General features: G+C 47.6%; 23 protein-coding genes. 21 read left to right on the top strand and 2 right to left on the bottom strand.

Translation table 11 applies throughout. From position 1 onward, the window contains the following. Positions 1–110 precede the first annotated feature (110 nt). The 14 genes from RCO25_RS06445 (at position 111) to RCO25_RS06380 (ending at position 11,434) form a co-directional block, all read left to right on the top strand. Positions 111–437 (top strand): hypothetical protein, encoded by a 327-nt coding sequence (locus RCO25_RS06445; RefSeq protein ID WP_308995303.1) that lies wholly within the window; start codon positions 111–113, stop codon positions 435–437. Between the two features lie 1,104 nt (positions 438–1,541). Beyond that, positions 1,542–2,906 carry a sodium-dependent transporter gene (locus tag RCO25_RS06440; protein WP_308995302.1) on the top strand — a complete coding sequence of 455 codons (1,365 nt, stop codon included), beginning with the start codon at positions 1,542–1,544 and terminating at the stop codon, positions 2,904–2,906. A gap of 220 nt (positions 2,907–3,126) precedes the next feature. Beyond that, on the top strand, positions 3,127–4,800 hold the full coding sequence (locus tag RCO25_RS06435; RefSeq protein ID WP_308995301.1) for a glutamine--tRNA ligase/YqeY domain fusion protein: 1,674 nt from the start codon (positions 3,127–3,129) through the stop codon (positions 4,798–4,800). A gap of 75 nt (positions 4,801–4,875) precedes the next feature. Further along, on the top strand, positions 4,876–5,475 hold the full coding sequence (gene mobA, locus RCO25_RS06430) for a molybdenum cofactor guanylyltransferase (protein WP_308995300.1): 600 nt from the start codon (positions 4,876–4,878) through the stop codon (positions 5,473–5,475). Between the two features lie 81 nt (positions 5,476–5,556). Next, positions 5,557–6,063: a GNAT family N-acetyltransferase gene (locus RCO25_RS06425; RefSeq protein ID WP_308995299.1), complete on the top strand. Its 507-nt coding sequence runs from the start codon at positions 5,557–5,559 to the stop codon at positions 6,061–6,063. Beyond that, a complete protein-coding gene (locus RCO25_RS06420; RefSeq protein WP_308995298.1) occupies positions 6,060–6,773 on the top strand; it encodes a metallophosphoesterase family protein in 714 nt (237 codons plus the stop codon). Before RCO25_RS06425 ends, RCO25_RS06420 begins: the two co-directional genes overlap by 4 nt. 3 nt (positions 6,774–6,776) lie before the next feature. Continuing rightward, positions 6,777–7,226 carry a VanZ family protein gene (locus RCO25_RS06415; protein WP_308995297.1) on the top strand — a complete coding sequence of 150 codons (450 nt, stop codon included), beginning with the start codon at positions 6,777–6,779 and terminating at the stop codon, positions 7,224–7,226. A gap of 52 nt (positions 7,227–7,278) precedes the next feature. Then, positions 7,279–7,536 (top strand): hypothetical protein, encoded by a 258-nt coding sequence (locus RCO25_RS06410; protein WP_308995296.1) that lies wholly within the window; start codon positions 7,279–7,281, stop codon positions 7,534–7,536. 69 nt (positions 7,537–7,605) lie between these two features. After that, positions 7,606–8,667, top strand: coding sequence for a histidinol-phosphate transaminase (gene hisC / locus RCO25_RS06405; protein ID WP_308995295.1), 1,062 nt, complete (start codon positions 7,606–7,608; stop codon positions 8,665–8,667). After that, entirely contained in the window at positions 8,667–9,134 is a 468-nt protein-coding gene (locus RCO25_RS06400) for a hypothetical protein (protein WP_308995294.1), read from the top strand. The genes hisC and RCO25_RS06400 overlap by 1 nt, the downstream gene beginning before the upstream one ends. A gap of 161 nt (positions 9,135–9,295) precedes the next feature. Beyond that, entirely contained in the window at positions 9,296–9,904 is a 609-nt protein-coding gene (locus RCO25_RS06395) for a TetR/AcrR family transcriptional regulator (protein WP_308995293.1), read from the top strand. A gap of 6 nt (positions 9,905–9,910) precedes the next feature. Further along, positions 9,911–10,300 (top strand): DMT family transporter, encoded by a 390-nt coding sequence (locus tag RCO25_RS06390; RefSeq protein WP_308995292.1) that lies wholly within the window; start codon positions 9,911–9,913, stop codon positions 10,298–10,300. 1 nt (position 10,301) lies between these two features. Beyond that, positions 10,302–10,625, top strand: a complete 324-nt coding sequence (locus RCO25_RS06385) for a DMT family transporter (RefSeq protein ID WP_308995291.1) — start codon at positions 10,302–10,304, stop codon at positions 10,623–10,625. A gap of 128 nt (positions 10,626–10,753) precedes the next feature. Then, on the top strand, positions 10,754–11,434 hold the full coding sequence (locus RCO25_RS06380; protein ID WP_308995290.1) for a serine/threonine-protein kinase: 681 nt from the start codon (positions 10,754–10,756) through the stop codon (positions 11,432–11,434). 65 nt (positions 11,435–11,499) lie between these two features. Here the strand turns inward: RCO25_RS06380 and RCO25_RS06375 are convergent, their stop codons facing one another. After that, positions 11,500–11,709 carry a ubiquitin family protein gene (locus RCO25_RS06375; protein ID WP_308995289.1) on the bottom strand — a complete coding sequence of 70 codons (210 nt, stop codon included), beginning with the start codon at positions 11,707–11,709 and terminating at the stop codon, positions 11,500–11,502. Positions 11,710–11,996: 287 nt separating this feature from the next. On the opposite strand from RCO25_RS06375, the gene RCO25_RS06370 reads away from it, so the two are divergent. The 7 genes from RCO25_RS06370 (at position 11,997) to RCO25_RS06340 (ending at position 18,426) form a co-directional block, all read left to right on the top strand. Beyond that, positions 11,997–12,416, top strand: a complete 420-nt coding sequence (locus tag RCO25_RS06370; protein ID WP_076266281.1) for an RrF2 family transcriptional regulator — start codon at positions 11,997–11,999, stop codon at positions 12,414–12,416. Between the two features lie 76 nt (positions 12,417–12,492). Next, positions 12,493–12,804 carry a thioredoxin gene (gene trxA, locus RCO25_RS06365; protein WP_308995288.1) on the top strand — a complete coding sequence of 104 codons (312 nt, stop codon included), beginning with the start codon at positions 12,493–12,495 and terminating at the stop codon, positions 12,802–12,804. A gap of 283 nt (positions 12,805–13,087) precedes the next feature. Continuing rightward, positions 13,088–13,858 carry a glycosyltransferase family 2 protein gene (locus RCO25_RS06360; protein ID WP_308995287.1) on the top strand — a complete coding sequence of 257 codons (771 nt, stop codon included), beginning with the start codon at positions 13,088–13,090 and terminating at the stop codon, positions 13,856–13,858. 70 nt (positions 13,859–13,928) lie between these two features. Further along, the gene (locus tag RCO25_RS06355) at positions 13,929–14,273 is read left to right on the top strand and encodes a DUF2304 domain-containing protein (protein WP_308995286.1); all 345 of its coding nucleotides are present in this window, start codon (positions 13,929–13,931) and stop codon (positions 14,271–14,273) included. Further along, complete coding sequence (locus RCO25_RS06350) at positions 14,273–14,617, top strand: EamA family transporter (protein WP_308995285.1); 345 nt, start codon at positions 14,273–14,275, stop codon at positions 14,615–14,617. Before RCO25_RS06355 ends, RCO25_RS06350 begins: the two co-directional genes overlap by 1 nt. Positions 14,618–14,652: 35 nt before the next feature. After that, a complete protein-coding gene (locus RCO25_RS06345; RefSeq protein ID WP_308995372.1) occupies positions 14,653–15,924 on the top strand; it encodes a phospholipid carrier-dependent glycosyltransferase in 1,272 nt (423 codons plus the stop codon). Between the two features lie 126 nt (positions 15,925–16,050). Next, positions 16,051–18,426 carry an S-layer homology domain-containing protein gene (locus RCO25_RS06340; protein ID WP_308995284.1) on the top strand — a complete coding sequence of 792 codons (2,376 nt, stop codon included), beginning with the start codon at positions 16,051–16,053 and terminating at the stop codon, positions 18,424–18,426. Positions 18,427–18,499: 73 nt separating this feature from the next. On the opposite strand, the gene RCO25_RS06335 is transcribed toward RCO25_RS06340, so the two are convergent. Beyond that, entirely contained in the window at positions 18,500–18,643 is a 144-nt protein-coding gene (locus RCO25_RS06335) for a hypothetical protein (protein ID WP_308995283.1), read from the bottom strand. Positions 18,644–18,732 lie beyond the last annotated feature (89 nt).

Raw genomic sequence — 18,732 nt, 5'->3', positions numbered from 1 at the left:
GCTATTTTAGTCGTTTTGCAGGGAAGGCTGACGTTTGAAGGCGAATTTACACCTAATTACGGACAATTGTATAACAAACGATAGCTATACATGAGGAACAGAATGAATAAGTGAGTATATTCGTAAACATAAACGAAGTTATCTATGGTGTTACGTTTCCACTTTTCGGCAAGACAGGCGTTCGGGACGAAACGGCTCATCCCTTATTCAAATATTTAACGGAGGAAGCACCCTTCGAAGGTTTTGACACAAACGAGCCGAGCGGCAAAATGCTAAATGCCTTCCTTGATGAGAAACTGCTGCATTACCTGGTAGAAAGTTCCATTAAATGGAACTTCACCAAATTTCTAATTGACCGCGAAGGAAACGTCGTAAAACAGTTCGAATCAACCTATGAACCACTCGATATGAGAGCCGAAATTGAGCGATTGCTTTAATGCTCCCTCACTAAAAAATGAAATAGATGCGGCTTCCCGGCGAAAAAAAGCCCATATAATGGCTATTTTAGTCGTTTTGCAGGGAAGGCTGACGTTTGAAGGCGAATTTACTCCTAATTACGGACAATTCTTTAACAAACGATAGCTATACATGAGGAACAGAATGAATAAGTGAGTATATTCGTAAACATAAACGAAGTTATTCGGAAAGGGAGCCAGTCTCAGGACTGGCTCCCTTTTGTATTTAAGGAGAGAGGCTGAATAATCCATTTAATTGCGATCCTATGGACAACCTATTATTAGAAAAAAATGCTGCTAGCAGCTCCCATTCAGGGATACTGCTTGTGTTTATTGATCCCCTCGATCTCCCCATACATCCGGCTGAAATATACCTTCGTTTGCGAACTTGAACGATTGTATGCTCTGTCATGCAGCGCTCCAGTCCCGCTCCCAGACTTTTAAGCTCGCGCCAATAATGCCCTTTCACTCTTTATTGTCATGCAAATACATCAGGACTCAGAGCGGTTTCGATAAACGCTTGTCTTTCAAAGCAGGTTGAAAATAAACAGAAACGGAAAGGGTGTATTAACCGCTATTCCATGCTCTTTGAAAGAGGTGTATAGAAGTTATACAATTCAAATATCATTGTTATTATTAGTTGTTAATATGCATTTAATTCGTGAATAGTTCTATAGAATATCCTTTAAAAGCGTGATCATAAAAGGCGAATATCAGTATCAGCCACTTAAGTTGAACGTTTATAATATGCAAATAATATTAACCGATATTTTATTGTTAGGGATATTTCATCGAGCTAATACCGTTGGGAATTTCTCTATTCCCTGTGTGTGAAATTAGTTAATCCAATAAAAGGTCATAACTATTGGTTTCATGCAGCAGCTACCGCTAATTACAGACGGGCTTTGCCCATTAAGCAGCAATGATAGGTGTCCAATGCGAATGCCATTTGTACTGGTCGAATGTGGATGGGGCTGCGCGCCATTTGACCGGTACAAATGCAGATATATTTTTCAAAAATGGTCATACTACCCACCAACACGTCGAATTTCGCATAGAAAGTTACCGCATGGGGGGATTATTTATATGAAGGATCAGCGTCAATCAGAATCCTTGCAAGAAAAAACGCAATCTGCGGGAGAGAGATTCTCATCCTCGGGTTTTATTCTGGCGGCGATCGGAAGCGCGGTCGGACTGGGGAACATGTGGAAGTTTCCTTATATAACAGGACAGTACGGTGGAGCGGCTTTTTTCTTGCTCTTCGTTATATGCTTGCTGCTGGTCGGACTGCCGGTTCTGCTCGCTGAACTGACGGTGGGGCGGGGCGGCAGAGGCAATGCGTCCACGTCGCTCATTCGTCTAAGCGGTCATAAGCTATGGGGCGGCTTTGGGTTTATTACGATATTAGGCGCGTTTGTCATCTTGTCCTTCTATGCGGTTGTTGCTGGCTGGACTTTGCATTACGCCATGCTGTCATTTTCGGGAGAACTTTTCAAGCATAATGATTTTGGGCTGCTTTTCAGTGATTTTAATAACAGTTGGATGCCTGTTTTCTGGCAATTCATCGTCCTGCTACTGACAGGCTTCATTATTATGCGGGGCGTCTCGGCCGGCATAGAAAAATTTAATAAGATTCTGATTCCAGGACTGGTTATTTTGCTTATTGTGTTGTGTATACGAGCATTGTCGCTGGAGGGAGCGGGAGAGGGCGCAGCTTTTTTTCTAAAGCCGGACTTTAGCAAGCTGTCGGCGGAATCCGCGCTTGTCGCGCTTGGCCACGCCTTCTTCTCGTTGTCGCTCGGCATGGGGGCAATGATGACATACGGCGCATATGTTGATAAGCGGCAATCGCTGGGGCTGGCTACGCTGGCCATTGGCGCAGGGGATTTAATTTATGCTTTTCTCGCGGGTTTGATTATATTTCCTACGACGTTTGTCTTCGGTCTAGAAGCGTCGCAGGGCCCGAGCCTTGTATTCGTAGCGCTGCCGGCCGCGTTCTCGGCCATGCCGCTCGGATCGTTTTTTGGCGGTTTGTTTTTTGTGCTGCTTGCTTTCGCTGCCTTGACTTCCACAGTCTCGCTGCTCGAAGTGCCGATTGCCTTCGTCCGCGAGGCTTTTGGCTGGCGCCGCAGCTTTTCGGTTATTTTTCTAACGCTGCTTTGCTTCTTGATCGGATTGCCCTCAGCCTTATCATTAGGAAACAAAGTGCCTTGGCTCACGTTTGGCGGCAAGCCGTTTTTTGATTGGATGGACTTCGTATGCTCTAACATCGTGCTGCCGCTCGGCGGGCTGGTCGTCACGCTGTTCGTCGGCTATGCTTGGCGCGGGGCGGCGGAGGAGGCGGGCTTGTCTTCGTGGTGGCTGCGGCTGTGGTTGTTCATGCTTCGCTACGTCGCGCCCATTCTCGTATTGCTCGTATTTCTCTACTCGTCAGGCATCATCCGGTTTTGATGTCTATGATTTTTGAAGCGATTAAGCAGCAAAATAGCGAAGAATACCATTAGATAATAGGCAAATCTATTCATGATGGATCTGCGCATCACTAACCCGCCTCATTTTGAGGTCGGGTTATGCTGCTTTCTACCGTAGAACCAGAGGGAGTATTATAATTTCGCGGAAATTTGTGTATTATAAGAGGATAAATATTTTTCGTGGGAAAGGTTGGTCGCAGATGGAGAATACTGTAGAGAACAAGTCATCATCCTCGAATTTCATAAAAAACATTGTAGTCGAAGATTTGAAGAGCGGCCACGTACAGGAAATTGTCACTCGTTTTCCGCCGGAGCCGAATGGCTATTTGCATATCGGACATGCCAAGTCGATCTGTCTGAACTTTGAGCTCGCCGATGAGTTCAAGGGCAGAACCAATTTGCGTTTTGACGATACAAACCCGCTCAAAGAAGATACGGAGTACGTGGAATCCATTCAAGAGGATGTCCGCTGGCTTGGCTTCGAGTGGGACGAGCTTCGTTTTGCGTCGGATTACTTTGAGGAGCTTTATAACCGTGCGGTGCTGCTGATTAAGAAGGGTAAAGCGTATGTCTGCGATCTAACAGCCGAGCAAACCCGCGAATATCGCGGTACGTTGACCGAGCCGGGCAAGGAAAGCCCGTACCGCAGCCGCACCGTGGAAGAAAACCTTGATTTGTTCACGCGCATGCGCGCGGGCGAGTTCAAGGACGGCGAGAGAGTGTTGCGCGCCAAGATCGATATGGCTTCGCCGAACATTACTTTGCGCGACCCTGTTCTGTACCGCATTGCGCATACCCATCACCACCGTACGGGCGATGCTTGGAGCATCTATCCGATGTACGATTATGCACATCCGCTAAGCGATGCAATTGAAGGTATCACGCATTCTATTTGTACGCTGGAGTTCGAGGATCACCGTCCGCTGTATGACTGGACGATCGCAGAGTGCGAGATGGAAGCAACTCCGCGCCAATATGAATTTGCCCGCCTTAATGTGACGAACACCGTCATGAGCAAGCGCAAGCTGAAGCAATTGGTAGACGAAGCCGTAGTAGACGGCTGGGATGATCCGCGTATGCCGACGATCAGCGGTTTGCGCCGCAAGGGCTACACGCCCGAAGCGATGCGCGCATTCTGCCGCGAGATCGGGGTTTCGAAGAGCAACAGTCTAGTTGACGAGCGCAATCTTGAGCATTTTATCAGAGAAGATTTGAAGCTGAAAGCACTTCGGACAATGGCTGTCCTCCGTCCTCTTAAAGTTGTGATTACAAACTATCCAGAAGGTCAAACCGAGCTGCTGGATGCCGAGAATAATGCGGAGAACGAGGAAATGGGCACGCGACAAATTCCGTTTTCGCGCGAGATTTACATTGAACAGGATGATTTCATGGAAAATCCTCCGAATAAATATTTCCGTCTATTCCCCGGCAACGAAGTGCGCTTGAAGCATGCGTATTTCATCACCTGCCAAGAAGTCGTAAAGGATGAAGCGGGAAATGTAATCGAGCTGCACTGCACGTATGATCCGAAGACCAAGAGCGGCTCCGGTTTTAATGAACGTAAAGTGAAAGGCACGATTCATTGGGTCGAAGCATCGCAAGCCGTTGCTGCGGACTTCCGCTTGTTCGAGCCGCTGATTACGAGCGAAGCCGAAGAGGATGGCAAGCCTTTCCTGGAATGCATCAACCCGAATTCGCTTGAAGTGCTGCAAGGCTTCGTTGAGCCTAACATGAAGGATGCTGCGGGCGGAGACAAGTTTCAATTTTTCCGTCACGGCTACTTTAATGTTGATCCGAAGGATACGACGCCCGAGAAACTGGCTTTCAACCGTATCGTATCGCTGAAGAGCTCATTCGATCCGTCTAAAGCATAAGGCAAAATGAAGATTAAAGCCTGTCGAGCGTCAATACTCGGCAGGCTTTCTTTCTATTTATAGGGGGATGGGAAAATGGAAAACCATCATATTCAAGGCTTGATACTCGCTGGCGGGCTAAGCACGAGGATGGGAACGGATAAAGCGCTGCTGCCTATTGCGGGCAAGCCGCTCCTCTATCGGCTCGTAGAGGAAGTATCGCGTTTAACGCAGCATGTGACGGTATCGGTTGGATCACCTGAGCGCGAAGCACTTTATCGGGAGAGCTTGGGCGATTTGGGAGATACAGTGAGCTTCGCTATTGATCTTATTCCTGAATGCGGACCGTTATCGGGGCTTCATGCTGGTTTATCTGCTATTGGTGACGGTTATGTATTTACGATGGCATGCGATATGCCGCAGCTGTCTGAGGAGCTGCTTTCCGCTCTTCTTACTCATACGGATAGCGGGGCAGATGTTATTTACGCCCCCGGCCAGCCGTTTCATGCGCTCTACCATGCAAGGACGGCAGGACGAATAGAAGCAGCGCTAGAAGCAGGAGATTTCCGTTTAATGGGACTGCTTAACCGGCTTCGGACCGTGGAGATCAATCTGCAAGAGCAGGGAGAATCATCCTATTTTATCAATTTGAATACCCCTGCGGACTACAATAAATATATAGCGCGTAATGAGTGATATGATATAATTTGTCAAAGCTCTGAGATTCCTATTTCAAGAAAATGCAAGAATAACATAGAAGGGTAAGAGGTGGCGAGCATGACCAGACAGCTACAATATAATATAGCGGATGCGCAGCTAAGCGATCTGGAGCGTATTGTCGACATTTATAATTCAACGATTGCAAGCAGGATGGTTACGGCAGATTTGGAGCCTGCAACGGTAGAGAGCAAGAGAGCGTGGTTCGATGATCATTCGGCTGATTTTCGTCCGCTGTGGATTCTGCTCATTGAGGGAGAAGTCGCGGCTTGGTTCAGCTTTCAATCGTTTTATGGCAGGCCTGCTTATAATGCAACGGCAGAAATAAGCATATATATAGCGGAGCCCTATCGCAAGCTGGGTCTCGGCTCCGTGCTGATTCAGAAGGCCATCGATGAATGTCCGCGTCTGGGCCTCAGCACGCTGCTCGGCTTCGTGTTCGGGCACAATGAGCCAAGCTTGGCGCTGCTTCGCAAGTTCGGCTTTGAGGTATGGGGGCATTTGCCTAAGGTCGCGGTACTCGACGGCGTAGAGAGAGATCTTGTGATCTCGGGGAGACGCGTATGAAGAGAACTCTGGTAATAAGCGATATACATGGCTGCTATACGCCGTTTAACGATTTGCTCGAACAGATGAACTATTGCCCGGGAGAGGATCAGTTGATGTTGCTTGGCGATTTCGTCGATCGCGGTCCCCAGAGCCGGGAAGTGGTGGAGCAGGTCATCGGGCTGGTTCAAAAAGACGGCGCGATAGCTATTCAAGGCAATCATGACGAACGGCTCGTCGATGTCATGCTGGAGAGGAGCGAGCAGGCGCTGCTCAAGTTTATCGGACATGGCGGCAGGCAGACGGCAGAGAGTTACGCCGGTATCAAGCAGGGCTCGATAGAGCATGTCATCGAACAAGCGAAAGCAGCTGTTCAGGAGCATTATACGCATCACATGGCGTTTCTCGATAACCTGCCTTACTATCATGAGGATGAGCATTTTATTTATGTGCATGCCGGCCTTAATCCGAACTATTTGAATTGGAAGGATCAGCCGACCAGAGATTTTCTCTATATCAAGCAGCCTTTCTTAAGCAGACCGACGAACGTAACTAAAACCGTTATCTTCGGCCATACCAAAACGATTGATATCCACGGAAAACCTGATATTTGGTTTGGTCCCGGAAAGATTGGCGTCGACGGCGGCTGTTCGACCGGACTTCAGCTCAATGGATTGGCGATTACCGGAGCGGATGAGTTTAACGTTTATTCTGTGCAGTGGAGGCTGTAGACGATGCGGTTGTACCCGAATGCCCATTTTAAAAGTTTGCTGCTGAACCTGTTTCTCACCGCGCTTGCGTTTGGGTATGCGCTGATCATGTGCTGGCTGTTATTTTATCGCAATCGTTATTTTGGCGAAGGCTACAGCTATAATTTAGTTCCTTTTTATACGATCAAAAAATATATCATCCATCATGATCATTTTAACTTTGATATTTGGTTCAAGAACTTATTCGGCAATATCGTTCTCTTCATGCCGATTGGCCTATTTCTTCCGCTGTTAAATAAGAAGTACAGCCGTGGATTTGTTCTCACCGCGGCCTCGATCATGCTCATTACAATCGTGGAAATGACTCAAATGCTGACGCGCGTGGGCAGCTTCGATATCGACGATATCATTCTTAACACATTTGGGGCGCTGCTTGGTTTGCTGAGTATGAAGCTTCTCGTTCGTCAGGTCTAATGATCGCCATTAAAGCTAGAGAGGGAGAATCGGATGGATCCCCCAGCTCCTATTGTTCGGACAAGAGATGTTTACGTACGAGACGCCGCGAATCGACAGCAGTGTGCTGCTAACGGTTTTACTGTTGTTTCTAGGCTTGATCGAATTGATTTTCTCGGTTTGGAGCTTTATTATTTTTGTAAAAGCAGTAGCCGAAGTCCATCAATTTTCGGCGTGGAAATCGCTCGGGAGCATGTTAATCCCTGCTTTGATTCTAGCTGCCATCGTGATTGTTATTGTGATCATTGCGATAAGAGTAATTGTTCAGTAATTCGCTAACGCATTAATGTTAAAATAATAGCAGTGACTGGAATGCCAAAAACGAAAGGAAGAGTAACCATTGAGTAAATTTTGGAGTCCGCTGACGGCTTCGCTCGTGCCGTACGTGCCTGGCGAACAGCCGAAGGATAAAACGTATATCAAGCTGAATACAAATGAGAACCCCTACCCGCCTTCTCCGAAGGTCATCGAGGCAATTAAGGATGCGTCAAATGCCGACCTGCGCTTGTACCCCGATCCTACCTGCGAGAGTCTTGTGAATGCGGCTGCCGCCTATTACGGATTGCCCGCCGGGCAGGTTTTTGCAGGCAATGGCTCGGATGAAATTTTGGCATTTGCTTTCGCGGCATTCTTCGATCCGGCTAAGAAGCTGTTGTTCCCGGATATCACTTATAGCTTCTATAAGGTATACGCTAAGCTTTACGGCCTGCAGACGGAGCTTGTTCCGCTGGACGAGCAGTTCCATGTACGGGTCGGAGACTTCCGCGCGGATAACGGCGGTATCATCATACCGAATCCCAATGCGCCAACCGCCCAATTGCTTCCGCTCGATGATATTCGCAAGCTGCTTGCAGATCATCCTAATCAGGCTGTCATCGTCGATGAAGCCTACATTGATTTTGGAGGACAGTCGGCGGTAGAGCTTATTAAGGATTACCCGAATTTGCTCGTCGTTCAGACGCTCTCGAAATCTCGTTCTTTGGCAGGCTTGCGCGTTGGGTTTGCATTTGGCAGCGAGGAGTTAATTGAAGGCTTGAACCGAATCAAAAATTCATTTAATTCCTATACAATTGACCGGCTTGCGCTGGCAGGGGCGGATGCTTCCTTTGAGGATGATGCTTATTTCAAGGAAACGACAGCGAAAGTGATCGCCACGCGGGAGCGTGTAACGGAGCAGCTTCTCGCGATGGACTTCAAGGTAACCGATTCGAAAGCGAATTTTGTATTCATTTCACATAAATCTCTCGCTGCTAAAGCCATCTTCCAGCAGCTGCGCGACAAAGGCGTATTGGTCCGTTATTTCGATCAGCCTCGCATCGATGAATACTTGCGGGTAAGCATTGGAACGGATGAAGAAATGAATGTTTTTATCCAGGCGCTGCAAGAAATCGTAGGCGAGTAATGGAAGAAACGGTGAAGGAGCAGGTGTTGTTTAAGCGCTCGATGCGCGCGGTGCTGCTGCTCAGCCTTATTTATGCCGCGGCTGGAAATGCATTTTTGTATACGGCTTACTTTAACAGTGCAATCGTGGAGCGCAGCTACCTGGTATGCGGTCTGATGGTTCTCGCATTCGCGATTCCCATCGTTAAGCTGTTTCGAAATCGGCATTGGTACTTTCCGATCTTCATCTTCTTGTTTTGGATCCCGTTCAGCGTTTTGCTTGCATTCGTGTTAAGCCAGATTCTGCCGCTATCCCAAAATAACACCGACTTTGGACTGCTGCTCGTTTATTTCCTCATCCTAAATGTTATGGTGATGGTGCTCAGCATCGCACTCGCTATGATCTTTAATGCTTGCTGGATGATGTGGGGCAAATACAACGGAATTAAAAACAACCGAATCGAAAATAATCAAATCAAGAAGCAATAAAACAGGGAAGCCATAGCTGTTCTCCGAGTGAAGGGGAGCATGTATGGCTTTTTTTTCTGTTCCGGCAAGCCTTGACTTTTTATCAAAACCGTCTTACAATTCCCTTAAACTAACTAACGTTCGTTAGGTAAACGGACGAACCGAGCATGACGGAGGTATGAATGATGAGTAGTGAGCCTACAACGGCGGAGAAAATTAAGCAGGCGGCATTAACGATGTTTACGGAATCCGGCTACGAGGGAGCGGCCCTATCAGAAATTGCCAAGGCGGTTGGCATTAAGACGCCGTCCATTTATGCGCATTATAAATCGAAAGAGCAGTTGTTCGTCCAGCTAATACAAGAAGTGATTGCGGAAGAGCTGAAGCAGTATGTGGAGCTTCTTCGGGAAATGGAGCAGGAGCCGATTAAGCAGCAGGTATATCGATTGTTTGCTTTCTTCACGGATCTTAACCATATAACAACCGGCCAGGCCTTTTTGAAGCGGACGATTCTTGTGCCTCCGCGCCATTTGAGGGATCAGCTTAGGCAGGATTTCCTGCGGCACGAGAATGAGCTGAGCGAAGGGATTGCTGCAGTCCTTCATAAAGGAGCGGCAGAGGGGCTTTTTAACCCGGAAGAGGAAGAACGTTTAATCGCCGTTTTTTACGTATGCGTTGATGGATTGCTCGTCGAAAACCAATTATACGAAGAAGAGCTGTTCGAAAAAAGAAAGCAAATGGTATGGCAATCATTATGGCAGCTTTGGACGATGACAGCGGGAGAGGAATGAATAAGCATGCAGTGGGTATTTTTATTGTTGGCTGGATTTCTTGAAGTAGGCTGGACGTTTGGCCTTAAATATTCGGAGGGCTTTACGCAGCTTGTGCCCAGTATTATTACGGTCGTGCTGCTCGCAGCCAGCTTTATGCTGTTTGCCCGCGCGATGCGTACGATTGAAATTGGCGTTGCGTACGCTATGTTTACGGGGATCGGTACGGTGGGCACTGTTGTAGCGGGTATTCTGATTTTGGATGAGCCGACTGATTTCTGGCGTTTATTTTTTATTGCTTTGCTTGTCGGCGGCATCGTCGGGCTGAAGCTGGTGTCGAAGGAAAAGCCTGCATCCGAGGCTGAAGCGAGTCGGTCAAGCGCAGTCCACGTAGAGCGAGAAAAGGTGGGATCTTAATATGGCTTGGGTCTTCTTAATTATTTCCGGATTAGGGGAAGTCGGCGGCGTAACGTTTATGAAATTGTCTGACGGTTTTAAACGCTGGAAAGGAACGGTAGGGGCAATTGGCGCAGGCATTGTCAGCTTTTTCTTCTTGTCCAAGGCGCTTCAGACCATCCCGATCAGCACCGCATACGGCATATGGACGGGAATCGGCTCGATCGGCAGCGTTATGCTCGGGATGTTTATTTTCCGAGAATCCCGGGATTGGCGTAAATTGTTGTTTTTATCGATGATTATTTCGGGAGTTATTGGATTAAAGGTCGTAAGCGGAGGCCATTAAGTCTCGTGAAATAGCATAAGACCGTGATGGAGAGCTGGAGAGCTTTCTGTCATGGTCTTTATTTTTATGGCGGGGGGTCTTACAATGAAAGAAAACATTGTTCGTGGATAAAGAAAGAGGGAACACTCATGATGGATGAGAAGCAGTTGGAGTCATTTATCGGGCTAATGAAGAAGACTCTGCTTTCCGAGCTTGTTCTGGGCAGTATCGACCCTGCGGATCCGATCCGTGTGGACGAGACCCCGCAAGGCTGGAAGCTTCTGGGCGCTGGCAATTATGCGGGTGTATTTACGCACCGCGATTATTCGGATATTGCTGTAAAGGTATACGCGCCCGGCCGCGAGGGTTGGGAGAGCGAATGCGAGGTTTATAAGCGGATTGGCAGCCATCCTGCCTATTCGATGTGTTATCACGCCGGCGAGCATAACGGGCATTATTATTTGATCTTGAAACGGCTGAAAGGAAAAACACTGTATCAATGCATCATTGATGGAGTCGTTATTCCCGAAAAGGTGATTCAGGATATCGATGAAGCACTCGATTATGCCCGGTCCCGGGGCCTCCACCCGCATGATGTGCATGGCAAAAATGTCATGGTAAAGGATGGACGCGGCATCGTCCTTGATATTTCCGATTTTTTGAAGGAAGAGCCGTGTACGATGTGGGAGGATTTGAAAAAAGCCTACAATAAAATTTACATGCCCTTTCTGTCCAAGAAGGCGATCCCTGTGCCCGAATGGGTGCTGAACGGCGTTCGCAAAGGCTACCGATGGATGAGAAACTCTTCAGTCATCGGACGCTCGTCCTAACAAGGGAGCCAAGCAGCGGCATCCGCTAAGAATGCCGCTGCTTGGAGTAACGCTGCCGTACCGTGTTAATGCTCCTCGTCAAAAGCATCCAGCAGCACCTTGGCGAGATCGGCATCCTTCTTAAGCACATGAATCCGTCTCAAGGAATTGCCTTCAATGGTAATTTTGGATTTCAGTCCATTGGCTTTGAAATGGGCCTCCAATCGGTCAATCAACTCCGATCTAGAACCCCCCTCCGTACGAACGGGTATCCATCGATTCCAAAATAATGCCATTTTGCGTCACCTCCTTAAAGTTTTACAAAGTAAAACTAGTTTAGGAAGCATGTGCCTATCGGCTAGGTCGGCTAAACCGAATAAGGGGGCACAATTCATATTTATTCGGAGAGAACGCACAAACATGACAATAGGCAAAAAAATACTTGCGGCGCTATCCAAAAATTGAGCGGGGATAACGAGATCATTCCTTCCGTATGCTAAGAAAGTGATTTGGCGGCCTGTCTATTGACAAACTTAACTGTAACTGATAAAATTACAGTACGAAGCAGGGAGGCCCATAAACAGTGAACAGCGAATTTACGATTGCCGTACACAGTCTCGTTTACTTGGCTTATTTACCAGAACGAATGGCTAGCAGCGATATGATTGCCGAGAACGTCGGTACGCACTCTGCTCGTGTTCGCAAGGTAATGGGTGGTTTGCGCCGCAGTGGATATGTGGATACCCGCGAAGGCTCAGGCGGAGGCTACAGGCTGACGATTGATCCCAATGTGGTAACACTTGCTGACATCTATCGAGTGATGGCACAAGGCTCGCTCATTCCGAGCTGGTGCTCGGGCAATCCAGAGATGGATTGTGTCGTTGGATCGAATATGAATCAAGTGATGTTCGGTATATTTTGCACGGCAGAGAAACAGCTGGAAAGCCATTTTAGCGCGATAACGATTCAGGATGTGTTGAAACAAATTCATGCTTGCGGATAGCAAATGACGTTTCAATAAGCGGTGAGACGGGTATTCCCTTTATCATACACATTATTGTTTGGAGAGGATGATTGAAATGGCAGTAGCATTGACAAAAGAAAACTTTAACGAGAGCATTCAAAACGGCGTTTCCCTGGTAGATTTCTGGGCACCTTGGTGCGGACCTTGCAAAATGCAGCTTCCAATTGTTGAGGAGCTTGCAACTGAGCTGGAAGGCCAAGCTGTAATCGCAAAAATTAACGTGGATGAGCAGCCTGAGCTTGCTTCCCAATTTGGCGTAATGAGCATTCCGACATTGATTTTGTTCAAAGACGGTCAACCCGTTGACAAAATGGTCGGCGTTCAAAGCAAAGACGCTTTGAAAGCAAAAATCTCCGGTCAAATGTAAGCAACTTTTTATAATGAAGAAACGTCTAAATATCGTCTGGTATCAGTCTAAGGCTGCTCACCAGGCGATATTTTTTTAATGATCCTGCTGTATCTCTAGTAAACATAAATTGCTATATTAAGCATCTAATGGATAGGAAAACAGCGGAAAATGCACATTTTTTACACATTTTCACAATCGTTTCTGTTGCTTTCTAATAGAGATATTAGTAGAATTGATCTAATTGTGCGCATTGGCGTGCCCAAACTTTGATTTATGGAGTGGTGATGGAGTGAACGCAGTCATGACGAAAAAGGACAGCACGGTAACCGGAGAGTCTCTGCGGCAAGGGTTGACGTCTTCAAAAATATTGATCATTATTCCGGCTTACAACGAAGAGCACAGCATAAGCCATGTGATCTGTGATGTGAAGACTCATTGCCCGTCTGCTCATATCTTGGTCATCAATGACGGCTCGAAGGACCGGACTCGCGAGGTAGCTGAAGCGAACGGTGCGGCTGTTGTGACACTTCCGACTAATCTGGGTATTGGCGGCGCGATGCAGACCGGATATCGTTATGCTTACCGCTATGGATATGATGTTGCCGTACAAGTGGACGGAGACGGGCAGCATAAAGCAGAACAGCTTCATCTCATATTGGACCCGGTGCTTAGCGGGAAAGCCGACTTGGCGATTGGCTCGCGTTTTATAGAGCAAACGGGGTTTCTCTCTTCGGCGTCACGGAGAGCCGGCATCAAAATTTTGTCTACCATAGTCAGCGCGATGACGCATAAGCGTGTGCTTGACGTAACATCAGGCTTCCGTGCGGCCAACAAACGGGCGATTTCGGTATTTCAAAGCGATTACGCAACGGACTATCCAGAGGTGGATTCCATTGTGTTGATCCATCGCAGCGGTTTGCGTACGAGCGAGGTTGCGGTTGTCATGGAAGCACGTACGGGCGGGACATCATCAATAAATGCCATGCGTTCTGTGTATTATATGATTAAGGTTACGCTGGCGTTGTTTATACGCAGCCTGAAGGCAACCAAGCCGGCTGAGGTTCAATCTTAGAAGCAAGGGCAGGCTTCGATTATTTTTTGCTACAAATAAGAGTTCGTGATCGCTTGAAGGAGGATACACCATGCAAGCCTTGTGGATTATCACAAGTGTAGGTTTTTTGTTTGTACTGATTATGTTGATTAACCGGAGATTGCTGCGCGAGCAGTATTCGATGCTTTGGCTGTTGTTTGGCGTGGTAATGCTTATTTTATCCGTTCGCGTACAGATCATTGATGCAATGGCAGATGCAATTGGTATCGATTATGCACCGGCGCTGTTATTTTTGGTTGGTATTTTGTTCTGCATCGCACTTATCCTGCATCTTACGGTTATCGTATCGAAATTGTCGGAGAAGGTTATTCGGCTCACGCAAGAGCTTGGAATATTGCATCACGAATTGCATGAACGCAAAAGGTCGGATTCATAATGGCATATATTATATTGTTTCTTAATATTTTGCTGCTCGTTTCAGGTCAATTATTGTGGAAAACAGGAATGAACAAGATGGATACGGCGAAAGGCGATACTTGGGTATCGCTGCTCTGGTCGCCCCATATTTGGTCGGGGCTTGTTTTGTACGGCATCGCGACGGTTTTGTGGTTATACGTTCTCAAGAAGCTGCCGCTTAGTTTAGCTTATCCGCTGCAAAGCTTGGCGTACGTCATTGCGCTTGTTGCAGCTGTATTTATATTTCACGAATCGGTACCGCTGCAGCGCTGGATTGGTGCCGCAATTATCTTGGCGGGCGTAATCGTACTCGCTTGGAAATAGGCCGCATTCAGCATTGAGGGGGATATGCGAAATTGGTGGGATGGATTAGAAATAACAAAACCTGGACGATAGCGATCGTCCTCATTTTTATGTTCGCCTTTTATTTAAGAGCCGATTTTCTTACTTCCGTAAAGCATACGGTATCGCATGATACAAAGTATTATGATGAGATGGTTCATCGACTGCTGGACAAAGGGATCTACGGCTATAAGGAAGAGGTTTCGAATGCAAGGGTGACACCGGGTTATCCCTTATTTATGACTGGCGTGTATTTGATTGCAGATGCGATCCATGTAGAGCCTTACCCGCTTATTAGATGGATTCAGGCGCTTATTAGCGTTGCTTCATTGGCTTTGATTTATGCTATTGCCATGCTGGCAACCCGGAATAAATGGGTAGCTATGCTGTCGATAATCATCGGTGCGATTTATCATCCCTTTATTTGGTCGACCGGGGCAGTGCTCACGGAAACACTCGCCTTATTTTTCTTAATGGCTTATCTGGCCATGCAGCTTTACGCTTTTCGTACAGAACGGAAGCGCGATGCTGCATTTGCCGGTGTCCTTTTGGGCTTAACGGTGCTTGTAAGAGCAGAGTTTTTGCCTATTTTTGTACCGTTATACGGTGTATTTCTTCTTCAGCGATGGTTTAGCCGCAGAACGGACCTGATGGATACGAGGAAGTCGAAATGGGCGATTTTCAAAAAAGTTGCTTTATTAGGCATCATTACAGGTCTTTGCCTGTCGGCTACGATGCTGCCATGGTGGATTCGCAATGTGGTAACCTTGAACGAATTTGTATTGACGGCTTCACAATCGAATCCGTTTAAAGCGGGTACATATCCGAATAAGGATTATACCGACAAAATTGTCGTTCAAAACGGAATGTCGCAAAATGAATACGCATGGGCACGAATCAAGGCGGGCTTTTCGCAGCAAACCTGGAAATATGTGAAGTGGTATACGGTTGGCAAGCTGGAATATACGTATAATCGGATGTTCTTTGGATCTGGGCATCAGCCGGGATACACGGTATATCCAAAAGGACATAATGTACATCAATTCATTGTATACGGCAGTCTCATACCGCTGCTGCTCCTAATATGGAGATGGAGACACCCAGCGGTTATGCTCGCGGTAGTCATCATCATTATGTCGTTGATCCGGCTCGTATTCGTTCCGGAATACCGTTACAATTTTACCGTCATGCCGCTTTTTATCATTCTATCGAGCTGGTTAGGCGTGTTTTTACTGCAAAAAATCAAGACTTCGATCGGACGCGGAAAAATTGCTCAGCCGATGAAATAAGGAATAAGGAAAGACTGTGTCGGATCCATATCCGATGCAGTCTTTTTTTTATATGGCCTGCAACTTCCTTCATGTATGATGCGTCTAATTTATGAATAAATTGGAAAAGCATTGGAGGGTGAAGCAGTGAAGAAAAAGAACAGCAAAAAGCTTGCGGTCATGCTGTCCGCAGCGATGCTCATGAGTGTATTGCCTGCATCGGCATTTGCTGAAAGCGTTAGCAGGCCTGCGGGAGCGGGGGCGGTATCTACGTCTGCGTCAGGAGGAGATACGGTGGATGAAGCTTTTGCGGCTCCGGTTAATGTAGCCATTACGAAGGAGAAGGCTGAGGCATTGGCCAGGCAGTATGTCAGCATTCCTAAGGAGTATACGCTGCAAGGGGCTAACCTTTCAATGGAAACGCTGGCAGGCGGCAAACGCAATGCCTGGGGCCTCGACTTCGTCAAGAAAGTTAACGGCAAGCATTTAGGAAGTATTTATGTTCGTATTCATGCGGATGACGGGCAGCTGCTCGAATTTAACTCTTACACCGATAATCCCTCCGCTAAGCCGACTTATCCGCTTAAGGTAGAGCGTGATGACGCGCAGCAAATCGCGCTGAAATTCATTAACGCCATAGCAGCCAAATACAAAGACAGTATTCAATATAATCCGGAATACGGACTGCAGCTTCTTCCTCCGCTGACGGGCGAGGTGCTACACAGGCTCCGTTATGACCGAGTGGTGAATGATATTCCCTACGTGGACAACTACATAGAGCTTGAGGTGGACAGCGAAGGGCATGTTCGCAGGTACTCGCTCCAATGGGATGATACGATCAAGTTTCCGAAGGTCGATGCGCTTCTAACAGCGGTGCAGGCAAGCGAGAAGCTTCGTGCCGCAGCGGTTCCGCAGCTAACCTATATCGTGCCTTATAATGCACAGGGGAAAAGAAAACCGCTGCTTAGCTATGAACTTTCGCCTATAGCTATTGATGCTGCAACGGGCGTGCTTAAGGAACAAGCGAATTTTCCGTCTTTCAGGGCGGGAACGGTTTCTGATACGCCTCTGTCAGAGAAGCCGCTTGGCGAGATTCCTAAAGCGGGTGCCGTAACCGAGAAGCAGGCGGCAGATGCGGCTAAGGCTGCTTTTAAGCTGCCCGCTGATGCTGAATTGAACGGTTCCAACTACAGCGAACAAATAAATGAGAGCACAGGCATGGTGGAAGCGTTCTGGCATTTAAATTGGTCCATAAAGAAGGACGGCAAAGAAATTGGCTCAGCCTCAGTTTCTGTGGACGGACGCACGGGAACCGTGCGCAGCTTCTATATCTATTCGTACAATGACCAGGGGCAAGCCGGCAGTCCGAAGGTGTCGCTGGAGCAAGCCTCCGCTCTCGCGGTAGAAACGGTGAAGAAGCAATTGCCTTGGCTGACGGATAAGCTTTATTTCGTTAAGCCTGATCCCAAACAGTATGAGGGAATTAGCGCAGGGGATAATCGTCAGTACTATTTTAGCTTTGTTCACAAAATCCACGGCGCAGTCATTAATTATGACAACATTAATGTTGCGATCGATTCGAGTACGGGAGAAACGGTTAATTTTGATGCTTACCTATCGAACTTCGAATATCCTGCTCAGGCGCCGGCATTGATCAAAAAGGAGCAGGCAGTTGCGAGCTGGTTGAATTACTACCGCACGCAGCTTACGTACCGGCTTGTTCAGCAGTTTTCTTGGAACGGACAGCCGATTCCAATCGAGAAATATAACCTGATGGTGGCTTCGGGCGAAATCAATGGCGATGAGGTCCAGACGCAGACAGAAGCAGAGCTTGTATACCAGCTGGTGCCTCGTCTGATCGATGAATCGGTATTTCTGGATGCGGAGACGGGCGGCTGGCGCAATAGGGAAACCGGTGAGGCCACGCAGCTGGAGAAGCCGAAGGCAAAGGATATCGAAGGGCACTGGGCGCAGCGCCAATTGGAATTGATGGTTGCCTATAAAGCGCTCGATGTCAAAAATGGCGAGGTGCGCCCGAATGAGCCGATCACTCGCGGCGAGCTGATCAAGATGCTGGTGCTCGCAAGAAGCAGCGGCCAATCGCCGCTCTACGGTTCTGCCGATCGCTTAGAAGCCAAGGCTTCATTTAACGATGTAGCTGCTGATTCCAGCTATTTCGTATATGTTGAGTCCGCGTTGGAGCAAAATCTAATCGATGTGGGCGACGGCTCTTTTAATCCGAGCGGCAAAGTATCACGTGACGAGATGGCTGAACTGATCGTGCGCGCTTTAGGTTATAATGCGCTTGCGAATTACGATCATATTTTTAAAGCGACATTCAAAGACTCTGCGCAAATTGAGCATAAGGGTCAGGCGGCTATCGTCGTCGGTCTGAAAATCATGAGCCTCGCAGACGGCAAGTTTCTGCCTAAGAAACAGGTGACGCGCGGCGAAGCATCGGTAGCCTTCTTCCGGTACCTGCAATCCCGCGCAGAGCTGAAGGAAGCTCCGATAAGAATGTAGCGCAAACGGAAAATGGCTTGGCATCACCTTGTGAAGGGGATGCCAGGCCATTTTACTGCTTCAAGGACAAGAGCTAGTCTGTTTTCTTATTGTTTGTGGTGTAGTTAGATGTAGACTTCGTATCTTCGATCGTATCGTTAACGAATGCCATATCCTGGTTTTTTGCGTGCATATTCGTTGTTCCTTTGTAGTTTCCTTTATGCTTTTTGTTTTCCATTAACTCATCTCCTCGTCGTATTTATTGGTGAAGCGCTCATACATAAGCCAGTGCTTCCGTAGTATTTCCGCAGCCGGGCTAATCATTCT

Origin of the sequence: Paenibacillus sp. LHD-38, from assembly GCF_031157315.1 — a bacterium.
In the GTDB taxonomy this organism is placed as follows: Bacteria; Bacillota; Bacilli; order Paenibacillales; family Paenibacillaceae; genus Pristimantibacillus.
The sequence above is the reverse complement of the archived record's forward strand: the minus strand, read 5'-3'. Positions and strand labels throughout refer to the sequence as shown.